A 17,897-nucleotide genomic window follows, 5' to 3' on the forward strand; every position below is an offset into this window, starting at 1 on the left:
CGGTGGCAGGTCTGGAGGGGGGCACGGTCCTCGATGTACCGGCCGGCGTGGTTCGCGATGAGGTCCAGGACGTGCGCGATGTCGTCCAGCGACGTCTCCGGGTTGAGCAGGGTGAACTTCAGGTAGTGGTGGCCGTCGACCTTGGTCCCGGCCACGACCGCCTCGCCGGAGGCGCTCAGGGCATCGCGCGCGTACAGGTTGGCGTCGTCGGCCAGCGTGCGGCCCGGCCCCTCCGGGGGCAGGTAGCGGAAGACGACGGTGCTCAGCTGTGATCGGGTGACGACCTCGAACCGCGGGTCCGCGGCCAGCAGCGCCCAGGCGTCGGCCGCCCGGTCCACCACCTCGTCGAAGAGTTCGCCGACCGCGTCCGGGCCCATGATGCGCAGGGTCAGCCACAGCTTGAGCGCGTCGAAGCGGCGCGTGGTCTGGATGCTCTTGTCGACCTGGTTGGGGATGCGCTGCTCGACCATGTGGGCCGGGTTGAGGTAGTCGGCGTGGTAGGTCGCGTGCCGCAGCACGGCCGCGTCGCGTACCAGGAGGGCGCTGGAGCTCACCGGCTGGAAGAACGACTTGTGAAAGTCCACGGTCACCGAGTCGGCGCGCTCGATGCCGTCGAGCAGGTCGCGCCGGGTGCGGGACACCAGGAGCCCGCACCCGTACGCGGCGTCGACGTGCAGCCACACCCCGGCCCGCTCGCACAGGTCGGCGATCTCGGGCAGCGGGTCGATGGAGCCGAAGTCGGTGGTCCCGGCGGTGGCGACGACGGCCATGACCGGCAGGTCCTCGCGCCGGCAGCGCTCCAGCTCGCGGGCGAGCGCGGCGGGCCGCATGCGCCGGTCGGGGTCGGTCTCCACGGAGATGACGGCGTCCGGGGCGAGGCCGAGAAGTTTGGCCGATTTCCGCACGCTGAAGTGTCCGGCCTCGGAGGTGAGGACGCGCAGCCGGGAGAGGACGTCGTGCCGGGACAGCGGGGAGCGCGCCATGACGGCGGCGCACGCCTCCTCCCTGCTGAGCAACAGGGCCTGGAAGTTCGACTGGGTGCCGCCGCTGGTGAACACGCCGTCGGCGCCGGGGCCGAGGCCGATGCGGCCGGCCGTCCAGTCGATCAGGCGGCGCTCGATCAGGGTGGCGCCCGCGCTCTGGTCCCAGGTGTCGAGGGAGGAGTTGACGGCGCTGAGCACCGCCTCGCCGAGCAGCGCGGGGATCACCACCGGGCAGTTGAGATGCGCCAGGTAGCGGGGGTGGTGGAAATAGACGGCGTCACGCAGGTAGACGTCCTCCAGCTCGTCGAGGGCGGCCGACGGGTCGTGCAACGGCAGTTCGAGGTCGATGCGGGAGACCTCGGGAGCGAGCCGGGACGGCGAGATCCCGCTGAACGGACGCTCGGTGCGGAGCACCCGTGCGGCCACCCGCTCCGCCCCCGCGCTCATGGCGTTGCGGTAGCGGGCCACGTTGCGATCGTTGAAAAGGTGCGACCGGGCCCGTGCGGCTTCGGGGCGGACGCCCGCCGACGGGAGGTCGGCGGTGTACCCGTGAAAAGTCATGGTCAAGTCCTCAACAGTCGCGGGTTCGGAAAAGTAAAACTTAGGTTAGCCTAGCCTAAGTTAATCTTGAAGCGCCCCCATGGGGTTCACGGACCGCCCTGCCGGATCATGGCCGGTTTAGATTAGGTTAGCTTTACCTAATCTTGGTGAGGAGAGGTGTGAGCATCCAGATTTTCCGCGACGCGTGGGGGATCCCCCATCTGCGTGCGGGCGACGCCCGCGAGCTCGCCTTCGCCCAGGGGCGCGCCGCCGCGACGGACCGGGCCTGGCAGATCGAGGTGGAACGGCACCGGGCGGCGGGCACCAGCGCCGCCTTCCTCGGCGGCGATTCCGTCGGCTGGGACCGCTTCGCCCGGCAGGCCAGGATCGAGGACACGGCCCGGCGCTGCTTCCGGGCGCTCGACGCGGACACCGCGGCCTGGGTCGAAAGCTACGTCGACGGTGTCGAGGCCGGCCTCGCCGACGGGGCGCGCCGCGCGCCGGAGTTCGCGGCAACCGGGCTCGCCCCCGGGCGGTGGCGGCCGTGGACGCCACTGGCGATCTGGTTGTCGCATCACATCCTCTTCGCGGGCTTCCCCGCCAAGCTGTGGCGTGAGGAGGTCGCCACCAGACTCGGCACGCACGCGATCGAGGTCTTCGCCACCGACGGCCCCGGCACCTCGGGAAGCAACGGCTGGCTCGTCGGCGGGGACCGCACCACCACGGGCGCGGCGCTCGTCGCGGGCGATCCGCACCGGTTCATCGAGGACCCCGGGATCTACCAGCAGATCCACCTCGCCTGCCCGGAGTACGACGTGGTCGGGCTGGCCGTCCCGGGCGTGCCCGGAATCGCGCATTTCGGGCACGCCGGCTCGGTCGCCTGGGCGATCACCAACTCCATGGCCGACTACCAGGACCTCTACCGGGAACGGCTCCGCCGCCGCGGAGCGGAGGTCGAGGCGCTCGGCCCGGACGGCTGGCGGCCCGCGTCGGCGCACGTCGAGATCATCGAGGTGGCCGGTGGCGAACCGGTCGAGGTCGAGGTGATCGAGACCGAGCGCGGCCCCGTCGTGATCGGTGCCCCCGCGGGCCGGGCCGGTTCCGGTGCCGCCGCGGGCCGAGACGGCTCCGGGGACGGGGATCCCGGCGGGAGGCCCGACGCGGACCCCTCCGGGGAGGCCGCCTGGGAGGCGATCAGCCTGCGCTGCCCCCCACGGGTCCGCGCCGATCTGGGGTTCCGCGCGCTGCCCGCGCTGCTCAGGGCGAAGACCGTCGCCGACGTGGACCGGGCCTTGGACCTGTGGGCGGAGCCGGTCAACGTCGTGCTGGCCGCGGACACGGACGGCGGGCTGCTCCACCGCGTCGCCGGTGCCGTACCCCTGCGCCATCCGGACAACGGCGTGCGGGTCGTGCGGGCGTGGGAGCCCGGTCACGAATGGCGCGGCTGGCAGGATCCGATGCCGCGCGCGGACGTCGACGGCCTCGCCGTGATGGCGAACCATCGGGACCTGGCCGAGCCTCTCGGCGTCGAGTTCGCCCCGCCGTACCGCGCGGACCGGATCCGCCACCTGCTGGACGTCCCCACGGCCTGGACCGCCAAGGACATGGCGGCCGTGCACACCGACACGCACCTGGCCTCGGCCGGGCCGCTGCTCGACCTGCTCGCGGCGCTGGACGGGCTCGGTCCCGAGGCCGTACGGCTCCGCGACCGGTTGCTGCGCTGGGACCGGCGGATGGACGCGGGCAGCGCGGACGCCGCGTCGTACGCCGCGCTGCGCTCGGCGGTGGTGCGCCGCCTGGCGGCGCATCCGGCCCTGGCCGCCCTCGCGGGACCGACCGGGACGGCCGGAGCCGTACGCGACTCCGAGGACTCAAGGGAGTCCGGGGGGTCGGGGGAGTCCGGGGCGCCCATCCCGTATCCGGAGATCTTCCTGCCCTGGATCGCGCTGGTCCCCCGGGTCGCGTACGCGCTGGAGAACCTGCTGACCACCACCGCGCTGCCCGCGCTGGACCAGACCGGGCCGAGCCGTGCCGACATGGTCAGAGCGGCCGTCGAGGAAGTGGCGTCGCATGGACGGACGTCGGTGCCATGGGGGGAGACGCACCGGCTCGCGCCCTGGCAGGCGCTGCCCGGCGAGACGCCCGAGGAGTGGCCCGCGCTGTCCGGCGACCACGACTGCGTGCTGTCCACGTCGAGCGTGCCCGGCGTCACCGACCTCAGCGCCCGCGGGCCGGCCGCGCGTTACGTGTGGGACCTCGCGCGGCGTGACGACAGCCTGTGGGTGGTCCCGTTCGGGGCCTCCGGCGTGCCCGGCGACGCCCACCGGCGAGACCAGCTTCCGCTCTGGCTGCGGGGCGACCTCGTTCCTGTGATCACCGACTGGACCTTGCTGACCGAGGAGAGACATGACCACTGAGTTCCCCACCCGCCGTGCGGCCGTGCACGAGCAGGTGATCGACGGGTTCGGCACCGTCCGGATCATCCCCCTGGACCCTCCGGTCGACATCGACGTGATCTACGAGTGGGTCACCCAGGAACGGGCTCGATTCTGGGGCATGCTGGACGCCGACCGTGAGCGGGTCCTCGAGGTGTACGGCTTCCTGGACACCCTCACCACGCACCACGCCTACCTGGTCCATCGGGACGACCGGCCGGTCGCGCTCTTCCAGACGTACGAGCCGGAGTTCGATCCGGTCGGCGAGTGCTACGAGGTCCAGCCGGGCGACTTCGGCATCCACCTGATGATCGGACCGGTCGCGGGTGGGCCGGAACCGGGTTTCACCGGCACGCTCCTTTCGGTCTTCCTCGGCCACGTCCTGGCGGAGCCCGGCCGGAAGCGGATCGTGGCCGAACCCGACGCCCGCAACGACAAGGCGATCGCTCGCCTGCTCCGGACCGGGTTCGTCCTCGGGCCCGAGATCGACCTGCCCGAGAAGCGGGCCAGGCTCGTCTTCCTGGACCGGGCGGACTTCGGCGCCGGCGGCTGAGCCCGCCCCGAGCCCCCGTCCCGCTTCGGCGGCCGGTCGTGGCCCCCGACCGGCGAAGCGGGCTCCGGGTAATGGCCCGACAAAGGGAGGGTAGATTGTGGATCGGCCGCTGCATAGGTTAGCCTTACCTAACACTGCAGCTCTGGTTGTGACCTGCGCAGCCTCCCGCCCGGGCTCGTCCTCGGATCCTGTACCCCTGTCCCCGGTGGCGCCGTGCGGCCGCGCAGTCCATGAAAAACGAGGAACCCCCATGTCGTTCTCGCTCACTCGGGTGCGCCGCCGCGCGCTCACCCTCACGACGATCGTCGCCACGACCGTCCTCGCCCTCGGCGCCTGCTCGACGACCGAGAAGACGGCCGAGGAGAAGCCCGCCCCGGCGCCGACCACGACCGCGAGCGCCGCGTTCCCGGTCACGATCGACAGCGCGCTCGGCCAGGCGACGATCACCGCGAAGCCCGAGCGGATCGTCACCCTCGGGCAGGGATCGACCGAGACCGCGATCGCGCTCGGCCACACGCCGGTGGGCATCGAGAGCTACGCCTGGGGCAGCGACAAGACCGGCTACCTGCCGTGGATCCACGAGGCGGTGACCAAGGCCGGCGGCACGCTGCCGAAGCAGTTCGACGGCGGTGAGGACATCGACTTCGACACGATCGTCGAACTCGACCCGGATGTGATCCTGGCCCCCTGGTCCGGCATCACGAAGGAGCAGTACGACATCCTCAAGGACATCGCGCCCACCGTCGCCTACCCGGGCGAGCCGTGGACGACGAAGTGGGACGAGCAGATCCAGATCATCGCCAAGGCGCTCGGTCAGCCCGCCGACGGCGACAAGCTGATCGCGCAGGTCAAGCAGCAACTCGCGGACGCGGCCGCGTCCCGCGCGCAGTACAAGGACGTGACCTTCTCCTACATCTACACCGCCGGTCCCGGCACGCTCGGCGTGTTCATGCCGGGGGAGCAGCGGGTCGACATGGTCTCCTCGCTGGGACTCACGGTCGACCCGGTGGTGAACACCTTCGAGGAGACCAAGGGCACCGCCTCCGCCCTGATCGGCCTGGAGAACGCGCCGAAGCTCGCCGACAGTGACCTGATCTTCACGTTCTACACCGACGAGAAGACCCGCAAGGAGATCGAGGCGCAGAAGCTGTACGCGGCGATCCCGGCGGTCAAGCGCGGCGGTGTCGTGTACAGCCACGACAACTCGTTCGTCACCGCGTCGTCGATCATCAACCCGCTCACCGTCCCGTGGGTGATCGACCGGTACCTGCCGATGATCGACAAGGCCGTCGCCACCATCGACCGCTGAGTCCGCTGAGACGCCCGGCTCCCATGGCCATCGGCACCCCGCCCCGCCCGAGCGAGGCCGGCGCGAAACGCGCCGGCCTCGCTCGGCGGTCGTCCTTCCTGCTCCTCGGGCTCGTCGTGCTCGGGCTGGCGGTGCTGGCGAGCATCGCGTTCGGCAGCCATCCCACCTCGCTCTCCGAGGTCGTCGCCGTACTGAACGGGACCGCGGATCCCGACATCACCACCGTCGTGGAGAGCCGCTATCCGCGGACCGCGCTCGGCCTGCTGGCCGGTCTCTGCCTCGCCGTCGCCGGCACGCTCATGCAGGGGGTGACCAGAAACCCCCTCGCCGACCCCGGGCTGCTCGGCATCACCGCCGGCGCGTCCGCCGGGATCGTCACCGCCACGGCCTTCCTGGGAGCGACCGGCCAATGGGCCGCCGTGTGGTGGGCGCTGGCCGGGGCGCTCGTCGCCGGGGTGGTCGTCCATGTGATCGGGGCGGTGGGCTCCGGTTCCGGCCTGGTACGACTCGTCCTCGCCGGGGCCGTGGTCTCGGCGGTGCTCGGGGCGTACGTGCAGGCGGTGGCCCTGAGCAAGCCGCAGGTCTTCGACAGCTACCGCTACTGGGTGGTCGGCGCTCTGGGCGGCAGGGACGTCGACGTCCTCATGTCGGTGCTCCCGGCGGCCGTGGCCGGTCTCGTCCTCGCGGTGCTGCTGAGCTCGGGCCTCAACACGCTCGCGCTCGGCGACGAGTCCGCGTCGGCGCTCGGCGCGAATCCGGCCCTGACACGTTCGGGCGGCCTTCTCGCCGCGGTGCTGCTGAGCACGGCGGCGACCGCGGCGGTCGGCCCCATCGCCTTCGTCGGCCTGGCCGTACCGCACATGGTGAGGGCCCTCGTCGGCATCGACTTCCGGGTCCAGATCGTTTTCTCGGCCGTCATCGGTCCCGCCCTGTTGCTCCTCGCCGACGTGGTGGGCCGTCTGGTCCTGCGGCCGCAGGAACTGATGGTGGGCGTCGTGACCGCGTTCATCGGAGCCCCGGCGCTGCTGCTCGCCGTGCGCAGGATGAAGGGCACCTCATGACCCGGACCCGCGCCGCGTCCCCGCGCGGCTTCGTCACGATCGGCCGCGCCGTGGCGATCCCGGTCGCGCGCGTCTCCGTCGTCGTCGCCGTCGTCACGGTGGTCCTCATCGTCGCGACCGCCGTCGCCACGCTGTCGCTCGGCCGGCTCGGCATCCCGGTCGCCGATCTGCCCGGTGCCCTCACCGGAGGCGCGGACGGCAAGCAGGCGTTCGTGCTGGAGCGGCTGCGCGGGCCGCGCCTGGTCGTGGCCGTCGGCACCGGAGCCGCACTCGGGCTTTCCGGCGCGCTGTTCCAGACCGTCACCCGCAATCCGCTCGGCAGCCCTGACGTGATCGGACTCGCCGCCGGCGCCGGAGCGGGCGCCGCGGTCGTCGCGCTGTTCCTGCCCGGCGTGCTGCCGGTGCCCGCCGGCGCCCTGGCCGGCGGCGCGGCCGCGATGGCGCTGGTCTACCTGTCGACCGGGACCGGATTCCGCAACCCCGGGCGCCTCATCGTGGCCGGCATCGGCGTCTTCTCGATCGCGACGGCGTTCACGCAGTACGTGGTGTACGCCGTGGAGCGGGACAAGGCCGCCGTTCTCACCGCGTACATCAACGGGAGCCTGGCGGCGCGGTCGTGGAGTCACGCCGTCACGATCTGGGTGGTGCTCCTCGTCGTGGTGCCGCTCGTCGCGCTCATCGCGGGGCGCCTTCGCATCGGCGAGATGGGCGACGAGCTCGCGGGCGTGCTCGGGGCCGGGCCGAGATCCACCAGAGCCTGGGCCGTCACCCTCTCGATCGTCCTTTCCGCGGGAGCCGTCTCCGTCGCCGGACCCGTCGCCTTCATCGCGCTGACCGCCCCGCAGATCGCCAAGCGGATCACCGGCCGGCCGGGACCGCACCTGACGCTGGCCGCACTGGTCGGCGCGCTGCTGCTGGCACTGGCGGATCTCGCCGCGCAGCAGTCGCCGGTCCCCGTGAACCTGCCCGTCGGCATCTACACGCTGGCCGTCGGCGGCCTCTACCTCGGCTATCTGCTGACCCGCGAATGGAGAAAGGGACGCCTTTGAACACCCAGGTCGAACCAGGAGGGAAAGGGCTGGCCGTACGGGAGCTGACGCTCTCCTACGGTGGTGCCCCGATCGTGCGCGAGGTCAGCCTCGACATCCCGCACGGCGGGTTCACCATGATCATCGGACCGAACGGGTGCGGCAAGTCGACCCTGATCAAGGCGCTGGCACGCGGGCTGAAACCGGCCGGAGGGCGCGTGCTCCTGCACGGCAGGGACCTCTGGGCATACCGGGGGAAGGAGGCCGCCCGCCACGTGGCCCTGCTGCCGCAGAACCCGATCGCACCGGACGGGATCAGCGTGGGAGACCTGGTACGGCGCGGCCGCTACCCGCACCACACGCTGCTCCGCCAGTGGTCGCCGGACGACGACGTGGCGATCGGCTTCGCGCTCGAGCGTACCGGCCTGTCCGATCTCGCGGAGGCGCAGGTGAGCGAGCTGTCCGGTGGTCAGCGGCAGCGCGCGTGGATCGCCATGGTGCTGGCGCAGCGGACGGATCTGCTGCTCCTCGATGAGCCGACCACCTTCCTCGACATCGCTCATCAGTACGAGCTGCTGGAGCTCTGCCGGGAGTTGAACCACGAGGGCACGACCATCGTCGCCGTGCTCCACGATCTCAACCAGGCCGCCCGGTTCGCCTCCCACCTGATCGTGATGCGCGGCGGACAGGCGGTCGCCGAAGGTCCACCGGCTGAGGTACTGACACCGCAGCTCGTCGAGGACGTCTTCGGGTTGGCGTGCGACATCGTGCCCGACCCGCGGACGCTCACCCCGATGGTGGTCCCGCACGCCCGCCTCTCCGCGAACGCGGATCCCGCCACCGCCTGAAAGCCCCTCGCGGGAGCCTCGCGGAGGACGCCTTCACGCTGGAACCCGGCCTTCTCCAACGCGCTCCGCTCGGCGTGCTTCCGCACCGTATCGCGGCACCGCTCGTCCGCGTCGTCCCGCCCGCTCCTCGACGGGGGCTCGGACCGCGCCGCCGTACCCGCTGCGCGTCCGGTGTCAGGCGTCCCCGGTCGACGCGCGTATGCGCAGTTCGGCGGGCAGGATGATCGGCCCGGGTGCGGTGTCGCCGGCCAGGCGTGCGATGAGCAGTTCCACGGCGGCCCTGCCCGAGTCCTCCGGTCCGAGATCGAGGGCCGTGATCCCCGGTACGGCGAGGCGGGTCTGCTGCGCGTCCGAGCCGGCCGCGATGAGCAGATCGTGAGGGACGGACACGCCCAGTCGACGAGCCTCGGCGAGGACCCCCGCCGCGTGCCGACCCGTCTGGCAGTAGATCGCGTCGGGTCGCGGCTGCTTTCCTCTCAGGAGCCGCCGGGCGGCGTCGCGGCCGCCGTCCTCGCCCGCCGCCTCGGGGATGTGCAGTACCCGCGTCGGCATGCCGCCGCGTCGCGCCCACGACCGGTAGGCCTTTTCTGAGTCGACGTTCCACGCGTTGTCGTCGGTGCCGGCCAGAAGGGCGATGTTTTCGGCGCCGCGCGACCGCAGCAGGTCGAGGACGCGTTGGGTCTCGTACGCGTCGTCGGGCCCGACCCAGTCGGTGAACTTCGGCCGCCCGGGGTCGCGGCCCACGGTGACGACCGGAATGGCGGCGTCGAGCAGCCGGGTGAGGACGGGATCGCCCCGCACCGGATCGCCGACGACGTAGCCGTCCACGCCATGGGCGTACTGGGGGATGTCCGAGCGCGTCAGGTCCGGCACGAGCATGAGCCCGAGGCCGTGGTCGAGCGCGGTCACCGCGGCCGCGCCGGCGAACCGCATGAAGTAATCCACACCCTCGGGCAGGTACGACCCGATCGCGTCGAGCGGGCGCATGTCGAGCCCGAGGACACCGGTGCGCCCCTGGCGGAGCCCGCGCGCCATGGGGTGGGCGCGGTAGGCCAGGCGGTCGGCGACGGCGAGGACCCGCTGCCGCGTGGCCTCCGAGGCGGTTCCTTTGCCGTTCAGCGCGTGGGACACCGTCGTGACGGAGACGCCCGCCTCACGCGCGACATCACGGATCGTCGGGCGTGCGGGTGGTGATCCCTGCTCGGACATACCGAACATAGTAGGCCACAAAACCTTTTACTAAAACGTTTTGTGTTGTATGGTCGCTGCCTGTTACGCCCAGGGCCTGCACAAATGGCCTCAAAGGGTCCACTCCCCGGCAGTTCGGAGAACGAGATGCGCATATACGCGAAGGCGATCTTCGCCGCCTCGCTGAGCCTGGGGCTCGCCGCGTGTGGCGGCGGCGCCGACCCGGTCGGCCCGAAGACGGCCGGTCAGAAGCTCGACGACCTCCTGGTGACCACCCCGGCCGCACAGCGGGATCTCGACAAGGCGACCTGGAACCTGCCCTTCGGCGAGCCCGCGTCACTTGATCCGATCAAGGCGTTCAACTACCCGGAGAACACGGTCGTCGCGAACCTCTGCGAGGGGTTGATGCGGCTGGACCCCGACTACTCCATGAAGCCCAACCTGGCGGAGAAGGTCGAGACCTCCGACCAGAAGACCTGGGTTTACACCCTGCGGGACGGCGTGCGGTTCTGGGACGGTGAGCCGATGACCGCCGACGACGTGGTGTTCAGCCTCCGCCGACACCTCGACCCGAAGGAGGGCAGCTACTGGGCCTCCGACCAGATCACCGGCAACATCGCGAGCATCGAGAAGACCGGCGACAGGCAGGTCACGATCACGCTGAAGAAGCCGGACGCCACGCTCAACTCGTACATGGCCACCCCGATCGGCGTGGTCGTCGAGCGCAAGCAGCGCGACGAGGCGGGCGCGAAGTACGGCACGCCCGAAGGATCGGTCATGTGCACCGGGCCCTTCACACTCTCGTCGTGGGAGAAGGGCTCCAAGATCACGATGCTGCGCAACGACGCCTACTGGGACGCGTCGCGGCGGGCCAAGACCAAGCAGATCGACCTGCAGTTCATCGTCGACCCGGGCGCGATCGCGAGCGCCCTCCAGACGAACGCCATCGACGGCTCGTACGACGTCCCCCTCGGCGCGGTCGACCAGCTCTCCAACGCCGGCGACGGCACGCTGTACTTCGGCAAGTCGCTCCAGCTGGTGGGCGTCATCAGCACCGGTGACGGGGCCCTCGGCAACCCGGCCGTGCGGCGGGCGCTGGCTCTCGCCACCGACCGTGAGGCCATCGCGCAGACCGTGTTCGCCGGAACCGCCCAGGTGCCGCGCTCGCTGGTGCCGCGAGGCGGCTGGACGTACGGCGACGAGGTGTTCGGAAAGGCGTACGACGCCCTGCCGGACACGAAGAAGAACCTCGACGAGGCGAAGAAGCTCCTCTCGGGGGTCGACGTCGGCAGCGCGCCGATCACCATCGCCTACCCCAGCGAGCGCCAGTTCTACGCCGACATCCTGTCGGAGATGTCCAACGCCGCCCGCGAGCTGGGCCTCACCATCCAGCCCAAGGGAGTCCCGAGCGCGCAGTACGGAGCCTTCTTCTCCGACCCCAAGGCCCGCGCCGGTTACGACGGGTTCATGACGACGAACTACATGGACATCCCCGACCCGCTCGCCTTCCTGCGTACGATCGCCGCCAAGGGCGGATCGCAGAACTTCAACGGCTACGACGACCCGCAGGCCCAGAGCCTCATCGCGGAGGCGGCCGAAACGCTGGACGAGGCGAAGCGGGCGACGCTCGTCACCGAGCTCCAGGCGAAGGTCATGGATCAGATGCCGTGGATCCCGATCGCCGCGCCGTCGGTCCGGCTGTTCCTCAACAAGCGGGTGACCGGTGTGCCGGCCTCGTTCGTCTACCTCTACTACCCCTGGGCCGCCGACCTCGGCGCGGCGTGACCATGACGGACCCGGGGCGCGGTGACGCGCCCCTGACCTCCTGATCGGAGGCAATGTGCTGCGCTTCGTTATCCGGCGGCTCGGTGCGCTGGCCGCCACCCTCCTCATCTCAAGTTTCCTCATCTTCGCGGCGATGTACGCCGCCCCGGGCACGCCCGAGAGCTTCCTCGTCCAGGGCCGGACCGTCAGTCCCGAGGTCCTCGCGTCGATCCGGGCGCAGTACGGCCTGGACGATCCCTTCCTGCTCCGTTACTGGAACTGGCTGAGCGGCGTGCTCACCGGGGATCTCGGCGAGTCCCTCACGACCCGCCAGGACGTCGCGTCGCTGCTGCTGTCCCGGATCCCGACGACCCTGTGGCTGACCCTGTACGCCGCCGTCATCATCGTGGTGTTCGGCGTCCTCGTGGGGGCGATCGCCGGTCTGAGGGGCGGCGCCTTCGACACCGCCGTCCTGCTCGGATCGAGCGTCGGATTCGCGATCCCCACGTTCTTCGCGGCCGTCCTGCTCATGAGCATGTTCTCCGTGACGCTGGGCTGGTTCCCCGTCTTCGGAGCCGGCGCCGGGTTCGCCGATCGCATGGCGCATCTGACGCTGCCCGCCGTGGCGCTCGCGCTCCCGGCGGCCGCCGTGGTCGCCCGGATCACGCGCACCGCCGTCGTGGAGGAACGCGGAGCGGAGCACGTCTCCGTCGCCCTGGCGCGCGGCGTGCCCTGGCGCGTCGTGGCGCGCCGGCACATCGTCCGCAACGCGATGCTGCCCGTGACGACGATCGTCGGGGTGAACATCGCCGCACTCGTCGCCGGCGCGGCGGTCGTCGAGCACGCCTTCACCCTCGACGGCATCGGCGCCATGCTCATCATTTCCGTGCAGCAGAAGGACTTCGCCGTGGTGCAGGCCATCGCGCTCGTCCTGGTCGCGGTGTTCGGATTGGTCAACCTGGTGATCGACGTCCTCTACGCGGTGATCGACCCGCGTGTCCAGTTCGGAGGTGAGAGCGCGTGAGCGCGGAGACCCTCGCCCGTCCGGCGGCCCGCCGGCGCGGCGGCGACCTGGCCGAACGGCTCGGCCCGCTCGGCATCGCCGCCGCCGTGGTCATCGCCCTGATCACACTGGCCGCGCTGTGCGCACCTCTGATCACGTCCCACGATCCGGCCGTGGGCAGCGTCATCGAGCGCTATCAGGGTCCCAGCGCCGAACACCTGCTCGGCACCGACCAGTCGGGTCGGGACCTGCTCGCCCGGCTCCTGTACGGCGCGCGGACCAGCCTGCTCGGCGCCGCCGTCGTGGTCCTGCTCGCCGGCGGGGGCGCCACCCTGCTGGCGCTCGTCGCCGCCTGGTTCGGCCGGCACGTCGACGCGTTCCTCGGCCGCGTCCTCGACCTGCTCTTCGCCTTCCCGAACCTGCTGCTGGCGATCCTCGCCGTCGCGGTGTTCGGGACCGGGCTCGCGCAGGTCACGATCGCGCTCGCGATCGCGTACGTGCCCTACAGTGCCCGCGTGCTGCGCAGCGTCGCGCTGCGTGAGAGGCGGCTCGCCTACGTCCAGGCGGCCGAGCTCCAGGGGTTGTCGGGGGCGGTCGTCAGCCTGCGGCACATCCTGCCCAACATCGCGCCGCAGATCCTCACCGGGGCCGCCATCAACTTCGGGTACGCGATGATCGACCTCGCCGCGCTGTCGTTCCTGGGCCTCGGCGTCCAGCCGCCGACCGCCGACTGGGGACTGATGGTGTCTCAGGGGAAGGACTCCCTGCTCCAGGGCCACCCCCAGCAGAGCATGTACGCCGGCGTGTGCATCGTCGTCGCGGTCGCCGCGTTCAGCGTCATCGGCGAACGGCTCGGTGGCCGGAAGGCGGGTGGCCGCGCGTGAACGTCCTCGAACTCGACGATGTCCGCCTCGACCTGCCGTCGAAGCGCGGGGACCGGGCGCTCCTGCGGGGCGTCTCCCTGTCCCTCGCGCCCGGCGAGGCCCTCGGTCTCGTCGGTGAATCCGGGTCGGGCAAGTCCATGACGCTGCGCACCGTTCTGCGCACCGAGCCTCCGGGAGCTCGCGTGACGGGCCGGGTGCTGCTCGACGGCGCGGATGTGCGGGGGCTCGATGCCGCCGCCCTACGCCGGGTACGCGCCAACGACGTGACCATGATCAGCCAGAACCCCAGGGCCGCGTTGAACCCAGTGCTCCGCGTCTCGCGGTTCCTCGTCGAAGGGCTCTGCGACGCGCGGGGGGAGAGCCGGGACGCGGCCACCCGCCGGGCGCGTGACCTGCTCGCGCGGGTCGGGATCGCCGACGTGGACCGCTGCATGGGGTCCTACCCGCACCAGCTGTCCGGCGGGATGCTGCAGCGGGTCGTCATCGCCGCCGCGGTGGCGAGCTCCCCGCGGCTGCTGCTGGCGGACGAGCCCACCACGGCACTCGACGTGACCACGCAGTCGGAGGTCATGGCCATCCTCGACGGGCAACGCCGAGAGCACGGGATGGCGATGCTCTTCGTCACCCACGACCTCGAACTGGCCTCGGCCGTGTGCGACCGGATTGCGGTGCTGTACGCCGGGGAGATCGTCGAGATCGCGACGCCCGCGCAGCTCCACGCGGCGCCGAGACATCCGTACACGCGCCTGCTGCTCGACTCCCGGCCCAGCATCACCGCGAGGGCCTCGGAGCTTCCCGTCATCCCCGGCCGGCCCATCGCCGCGTACGAGGTCGGGGGAGGCTGCGCCTTCGCGGCCCGCTGTCCGTGGGCGGTGTCCCGCTGCGAGCGGGACGAGCCCGCGCTGGTCCACCACGCCGGCCGTGCCACCCGCTGCCTGCGCAGTGACGAGCTGGCCGACGAGCTGGCCGGTGAGACGACCGGCGAGACGACCGGCGAGACAACGGGCGAACCGGTCCGGGACAGGGAAACGGAGGCGACGACGTGAGCACGACCGGCGGGAACGTCATCGAGATCAGCGGGCTGCGCAAGGAGTTCGCCGTCGGCCGGGGCCGTCGGCGCCGCACGGTACGCGCGCTCGACGACGTCAGCCTGAGCGTCGCCGACGGAAGCTGCCTCGCGGTGGTGGGGGAGTCGGGATCGGGCAAGACGACCCTCGCGCGGGTCCTGGTCGGTCTCGAACGAGCGGACGCCGGAGACGTCGTCCTCGCCGGGCGCCCGGTGGCGCAGCGGCCGCGCCGGGCGGAGCGGCGATCCCGCGCCCGGGACATCCAGATGGTCTTCCAGGACCCGAACGGGTCGCTGAACCGCCGCCGCACGGTCGAGGCGGCGATCAGAGAGGTGCTGGCGGCCCATCACCGGGTCACCGGCGCGGACGCGCGCCGCCGGGTCGACGAACTGCTCGACCAGGTCGGGCTGCGACCCGCGCACGCCCGGGCGCTGCCCGGCGAGCTCAGCGGCGGGCAGCAGCAACGGGTCGCGATCGCGCGGGCGCTCGCCGCAGAACCACGCGTCCTCGTGCTGGACGAGGCCGTCGCCGCGCTGGACGTCTCGGTGCAGGCGCAGGTCCTGAACCTGCTGGCCGAGATCCGGCGGGCCCGGCGGCTCACGTACCTGTTCATCACCCATGACCTGTCCGTCGTCCGGCAGGTGAGCGAGGAGGTCGTCGTCATGCGACAGGGCCGGATCGTCGAGCGTGGAAGCACATCCGAGGTGCTCGACCATCCACGGCACCCGTACACCGTGCTGCTTCGCGACAGCGCGCCGCGACCGGGATGGCGGCCGCGGCTTTCCAACGGCAGCGACCTCGCGGAGGTGGAGACGTGAGTCTCCCTGCCACACATGATGACCACGGACAGGAGGATGGTGCACCAGTGAGCCCCCGTACGCATCTGCGGGTGGAGGGAACCGACCCGAGGCGGCGCGGCCACGACCGCGGCCGCCGGACCGGTGCCGAGATCGCGCGGACGTGGCGCACGTACTCCGAGCTCTTCGAGGTCGCCGCGGCGGCCCGGGGCGTGACGCTCGACGTCCCCGCGCTCGCCCTGCGGTGCCTCGCCGCGACGAGCGCCTGGTCACCCGAGCTGGCCGAGGAGATCGAGGGAGTCGCCGAAGGGGCGGGCGTGCCGTTGTGGGTGGTCGCCGCGCTCAACGCGCGTACGGAGATCCTCGCCGTGGCGGGTACGCCCCGCGGGGGCGAGTGCTCCACCGTGGTCCGCACCGGCCCACGCTCCCTGGGCGGCCAGACGTGGGACTGGCACGAGGAACTGGCCGACGGATGGCACGTCCAGTCGGTGCGCGGTGACACGGTGAGCTTCACCGGCATCACCGAGTACGGCATACTCGCGAAGATCGGCGTGAACGAGGCCGGGGTCGGAGTGCTGTTCAACATTCTCGGCCACATGGACGACGGTGCGCACGGCGTACCGGTCCACCTCGTCGCGCGCAGGGTGCTGGGCGGCGCGGAGTCGTTCGCCGACGCGATCGACATCCTGAGCGGGGCCCCGGTGTCCGCCTCCACCGTCGTGACCGTCGTGACCGCGGACCGGGCAGCGTGCGTCGAACTCAGCCCCGCCGGCGTGGCGGTGATCCCGCCGGACGAGACCGGCCGGCTCGTGCACACCAACCACTTCATCGACCCGGCACTCGCCGCGGGCGAGTTCCGCGGACGGGCCGAACCCGAGACGTATGACCGGTCGCGCCTGCTGAACGAAAGGCTGCGGGACGGCCACCGCCTCGACGACGCCGACGACATCGCCGCGCTGCTCACCGCCCATCACGGCGACGACGCCGAGGTCTGCTGCCATCCGCCGGTCGACGCGAAGCTCGGCGCGCGGTGGGCGACACTGGCCACGATCGCGGTCGATCCCGAGGCCGGCCGGCTCATGCTGCACGACGGCGGCCCGTGCACGGCCCGGCCGTCGACCTGGACGACGATCAGCGCACGCTGATCCTCGGACCGCGGGAGCGCGGCACGACCAGCCCCGTCCCGTACGCGGTGACGACGGCCTGTGTCGTGTCGCGCGGGCCGAGCGTGCGGCCGCGGCGGCCGAGCAGGTAACCGTCGATCAAGCGGCCGATCAGGCGGCGCGGGTATCGCGCCCGGGCGGCGATACCCGCTTCCGTATCGATCGATTCCTCGTATCGATATTGGACACGCGTGGTCGATCTCTGCTCTGCTTCCCCGGATGAGATTTCAATTCCGACGGGATATCCCGCTGCCGTCCCGGCTGGGTGTCGCGGTGATGACGACGTCCTCTCTGCTCGCGTCCGCCTGCGGAACGAGCGCGCCCGTCACCCAGACGGGTGCCGCGCCCTCCGCTGCCCGGGCCAGCGGCGCGGTTCCCGCCCAGACCACCCCGACCCCCGTTGTCCAGGACAGCATTGCGGTTCCCATCCGGATCACCCCGGACGCCGGTCTCCGGCGCAAGCTTCGGGCACTCGAAGCGTCGTACAAGGGACGCGTCGGAGCGGTGGCGATCGACCTGGGCACGGGCAAGGCCGTCGGCTACCGGGCGAACGAGCGCTTCCCCTTCAACTCCATGTTCAAGGCGTACGCGTGCGCCGCGGTCCTCCGCAAGGCGCGCGACACCGACCCCGGCCTCCTCGGCCGGGTACAGCGCTGGAAGCCCAGCGAGGTGCTGCCGAACTCGGCGGAGACCAGGGAGCACACCGGCACGGGCATGACCCTCGCGCAGCTCTGCCGCGCGGCGGTCACCAAGAGCGACGGCCTCGCGGGCAACCTGCTGCTGAAGCAGATCGGCGGTCCCGCGGGGCTGACCGAGTACTTCCGCTCCCTGGGGGACCCGGTGAGCCGGCTCGATCGCTACGAACCCCACCTCACCAGGTGGAAGCCCGGCGAGAAGCGCGACACCTCCACCCCCGCGGCCGCCGCGGGCAGCCTGTCCCGGCTCACCGTGGGCGACGCGCTCGACGCCAGGGACAGGAAGCGGCTGATCGGCTGGCTCCGCGGCGCCGTCACCGGTTATGAGCGGATCCGGGCCGGCCTCCCCAAGGACTGGACGATCGGCGACAAGACCGGCACCGGCGGCTCGGGGAACTACGGGACCGCGAACGACATCGCCATCGCCTGGCCACCCCGATCCTCCGCGCCGATCATCATCTCGATCTTCACCAACCGGAGCACCAACGGCGTCGCCGCCGACGAGAAGGTGATCGCGTCCACCGCCACCGCACTGGCCCGGGCCCTCGGCCTGCTCTGACCCCCGCCGGGGGCGTGGGC

The 17,897-nt window shown here is 71.6% G+C and carries 16 protein-coding genes; 13 read left to right on the forward strand and 3 right to left on the reverse strand.

Annotated elements, in window-relative coordinates:
• Positions 1-1,544 (reverse strand): aspartate aminotransferase family protein (locus IMZ11_RS28050; RefSeq protein ID WP_305075912.1); only part of this gene is annotated, 1,544 nt, incomplete at its 3' end.
• Between the two features lie 158 nt (positions 1,545-1,702).
• Between IMZ11_RS28050 and IMZ11_RS28055 the strand changes: the two genes are divergently transcribed.
• The 6 genes from IMZ11_RS28055 (at position 1,703) to IMZ11_RS28080 (ending at position 8,757) form a co-directional block, all read left to right on the forward strand.
• Positions 1,703-3,940 carry a penicillin acylase family protein gene (locus IMZ11_RS28055; RefSeq protein ID WP_228645404.1) on the forward strand — a complete coding sequence of 746 codons (2,238 nt, stop codon included), beginning with the start codon at positions 1,703-1,705 and terminating at the stop codon, positions 3,938-3,940.
• Positions 3,930-4,511, forward strand: coding sequence for a GNAT family N-acetyltransferase (locus IMZ11_RS28060; protein WP_228645405.1), 582 nt, complete (start codon positions 3,930-3,932; stop codon positions 4,509-4,511). The genes IMZ11_RS28055 and IMZ11_RS28060 overlap by 11 nt, the downstream gene beginning before the upstream one ends.
• A gap of 250 nt (positions 4,512-4,761) precedes the next feature.
• Positions 4,762-5,820, forward strand: coding sequence for an iron-siderophore ABC transporter substrate-binding protein (locus tag IMZ11_RS28065; RefSeq protein ID WP_228645406.1), 1,059 nt, complete (start codon positions 4,762-4,764; stop codon positions 5,818-5,820).
• A 23-nt stretch (positions 5,821-5,843) separates the two neighbouring features.
• Complete coding sequence (locus tag IMZ11_RS28070) at positions 5,844-6,881, forward strand: iron ABC transporter permease (RefSeq protein ID WP_228645407.1); 1,038 nt, start codon at positions 5,844-5,846, stop codon at positions 6,879-6,881.
• Positions 6,878-7,930, forward strand: a complete 1,053-nt coding sequence (locus IMZ11_RS28075; RefSeq protein WP_228645408.1) for an iron chelate uptake ABC transporter family permease subunit — start codon at positions 6,878-6,880, stop codon at positions 7,928-7,930. The genes IMZ11_RS28070 and IMZ11_RS28075 overlap by 4 nt, the downstream gene beginning before the upstream one ends.
• A complete protein-coding gene (locus tag IMZ11_RS28080) occupies positions 7,909-8,757 on the forward strand; it encodes an ABC transporter ATP-binding protein (protein ID WP_228645409.1) in 849 nt (282 codons plus the stop codon). Before IMZ11_RS28075 ends, IMZ11_RS28080 begins: the two co-directional genes overlap by 22 nt.
• A gap of 174 nt (positions 8,758-8,931) precedes the next feature.
• On the opposite strand, the gene IMZ11_RS28085 is transcribed toward IMZ11_RS28080, so the two are convergent.
• Entirely contained in the window at positions 8,932-9,966 is a 1,035-nt protein-coding gene (locus IMZ11_RS28085) for a LacI family DNA-binding transcriptional regulator (protein ID WP_228645411.1), read from the reverse strand.
• 126 nt (positions 9,967-10,092) lie between these two features.
• On the opposite strand from IMZ11_RS28085, the gene IMZ11_RS28090 reads away from it, so the two are divergent.
• From IMZ11_RS28090 to IMZ11_RS28115, 6 genes are read left to right on the forward strand one after another with little or no spacing between them, the layout of a single operon-like run.
• On the forward strand, positions 10,093-11,730 hold the full coding sequence (locus IMZ11_RS28090; protein ID WP_228645413.1) for an ABC transporter substrate-binding protein: 1,638 nt from the start codon (positions 10,093-10,095) through the stop codon (positions 11,728-11,730).
• Positions 11,731-11,785: 55 nt separating this feature from the next.
• Positions 11,786-12,733, forward strand: coding sequence for an ABC transporter permease (locus IMZ11_RS28095; protein ID WP_228645414.1), 948 nt, complete (start codon positions 11,786-11,788; stop codon positions 12,731-12,733).
• A complete protein-coding gene (locus IMZ11_RS28100) occupies positions 12,730-13,596 on the forward strand; it encodes an ABC transporter permease (RefSeq protein WP_228645416.1) in 867 nt (288 codons plus the stop codon). The genes IMZ11_RS28095 and IMZ11_RS28100 overlap by 4 nt, the downstream gene beginning before the upstream one ends.
• Positions 13,593-14,642, forward strand: a complete 1,050-nt coding sequence (locus IMZ11_RS28105) for an ABC transporter ATP-binding protein (protein WP_228645418.1) — start codon at positions 13,593-13,595, stop codon at positions 14,640-14,642. The genes IMZ11_RS28100 and IMZ11_RS28105 overlap by 4 nt, the downstream gene beginning before the upstream one ends.
• The gene (locus IMZ11_RS28110; protein ID WP_082776430.1) at positions 14,639-15,481 is read left to right on the forward strand and encodes an ABC transporter ATP-binding protein; all 843 of its coding nucleotides are present in this window, start codon (positions 14,639-14,641) and stop codon (positions 15,479-15,481) included. Before IMZ11_RS28105 ends, IMZ11_RS28110 begins: the two co-directional genes overlap by 4 nt.
• 47 nt (positions 15,482-15,528) lie before the next feature.
• The gene (locus IMZ11_RS28115; RefSeq protein WP_228645420.1) at positions 15,529-16,605 is read left to right on the forward strand and encodes a C45 family peptidase; all 1,077 of its coding nucleotides are present in this window, start codon (positions 15,529-15,531) and stop codon (positions 16,603-16,605) included.
• On the opposite strand, the gene IMZ11_RS45535 is transcribed toward IMZ11_RS28115, so the two are convergent.
• Positions 16,592-16,726 carry a hypothetical protein gene (locus tag IMZ11_RS45535; RefSeq protein WP_255707236.1) on the reverse strand — a complete coding sequence of 45 codons (135 nt, stop codon included), beginning with the start codon at positions 16,724-16,726 and terminating at the stop codon, positions 16,592-16,594. The genes IMZ11_RS28115 and IMZ11_RS45535 overlap by 14 nt on opposite strands.
• Positions 16,727-16,899: 173 nt before the next feature.
• Here IMZ11_RS45535 and bla point away from each other — a divergent pair, with 173 nt between their 5' ends.
• Positions 16,900-17,877, forward strand: coding sequence for a class A beta-lactamase (gene bla, locus IMZ11_RS28120; RefSeq protein ID WP_228645422.1), 978 nt, complete (start codon positions 16,900-16,902; stop codon positions 17,875-17,877).
• Positions 17,878-17,897 lie beyond the last annotated feature (20 nt).

The organism is Microtetraspora sp. AC03309, assembly GCF_020826795.1.
GTDB classification, from domain to species: Bacteria; Actinomycetota; Actinomycetes; order Streptosporangiales; family Streptosporangiaceae; genus Microtetraspora; species Microtetraspora glauca.

Excerpts from the sequence above, each read along its gene's own strand:
- IMZ11_RS28080 (WP_228645409.1), top strand. The coding sequence starts at position 7,909 with ATGGAGAAAGGGACGCCTTTGAACACCCAGGTCGAACCAGGAGGGAAA.
- IMZ11_RS28065 (WP_228645406.1), top strand. The coding sequence starts at position 4,762 with ATGTCGTTCTCGCTCACTCGGGTGCGCCGCCGCGCGCTCACCCTCACG.
- IMZ11_RS28090 (WP_228645413.1), top strand. The coding sequence starts at position 10,093 with ATGCGCATATACGCGAAGGCGATCTTCGCCGCCTCGCTGAGCCTGGGG.
- IMZ11_RS28060 (WP_228645405.1), top strand. The coding sequence starts at position 3,930 with ATGACCACTGAGTTCCCCACCCGCCGTGCGGCCGTGCACGAGCAGGTG.
- IMZ11_RS28085 (WP_228645411.1), bottom strand. The coding sequence starts at position 9,966 with ATGTCCGAGCAGGGATCACCACCCGCACGCCCGACGATCCGTGATGTC.
- bla (WP_228645422.1), top strand. The coding sequence starts at position 16,900 with ATGACGACGTCCTCTCTGCTCGCGTCCGCCTGCGGAACGAGCGCGCCC.
- IMZ11_RS28070 (WP_228645407.1), top strand. The coding sequence starts at position 5,844 with ATGGCCATCGGCACCCCGCCCCGCCCGAGCGAGGCCGGCGCGAAACGC.
- IMZ11_RS28075 (WP_228645408.1), top strand. The coding sequence starts at position 6,878 with ATGACCCGGACCCGCGCCGCGTCCCCGCGCGGCTTCGTCACGATCGGC.